Source organism: Vibrio sp. 03_296 (assembly GCF_002265885.1).
In genome coordinates this window covers 1-767 of the sequence record NZ_NPKW01000763.1, presented here as the reverse complement: position 1 = coordinate 767, position 767 = coordinate 1, and the positions used below count along the sequence as shown (strand labels likewise).

Annotated in this window: 1 protein-coding gene and 1 pseudogene; both read left to right on the top strand. The window is 42.2% G+C overall.

Annotation, left to right across the window (positions count from 1 at the left end):
- Positions 1 to 262 (top strand): hypothetical protein (locus CIK04_RS34475; protein ID WP_325205919.1); only part of this gene is annotated, 262 nt, incomplete at its 5' end.
- Between the two features lie 53 nt (positions 263 to 315).
- A pseudogene (locus CIK04_RS27700) lies at positions 316 to 767 on the top strand (SDR family NAD(P)-dependent oxidoreductase); the annotation flags it as partial.

Sequence of the window (767 nt, the reverse complement as noted above, 5' to 3'; positions counted from 1 at the left end):
GTGGAACACCTTCATCACTGACGAAACAGCTTCTGGCTGTGTCGACTTTTCCATTGTTTTCCCTTCTTTAGTTGTATTTTTTGCCATTATATCGTTGATTTTCTGTATCACCACTATTTTTAAAATACCTTTTCATAATTTTGAAACCGCTCACTTAGTTTGTTTTAGTAAAATAAGACATTCATCAATATTTTTGAAACGTCTTTTCAAAAATATTTGCGAGCGTTGCTGTTTTACTGTTATGTTTGCCCTACCACAGTGAACAACAACCAGAACGTCGGTTCACTTCTTTCAGTATTCTAGAGGATGCATTACATGATTCTTGATTCATTTAGCTTGCAAGGCAAAGTAGCCGTCGTCACAGGGGTGTGATACCGGTTTAGGTCAAGGCATGGCGCTGGGTTTAGCAAAGGCAGGTTGCGATATCGTTGGTGTGAACATCAGTGAACCAACAGAAACCATGGAAAAATCCAAGCGACGGGACGTAAGTTCGTCGATATCCGCGCTAACCTAATGAAACTAGATGATATTCCTTCAATTGTTGATCGCGCAGTGACTGAGCTTGGCCGCATCGACATTTTGGTGAACAACGCAGGCATCATTCGCCGCAACGACGCGATCGAGTTCTCTGAGCAAGATTGGGATGACGTCATGAACATCAACATCAAATCGGTGTTCTTTATGTCTCAAGCGGTGGCGAAAACAATTTATTGCGCAAGGCGAAGGCGGCAAGATCATCAAACATCGCCTCAATGCTTTCTTTTCAG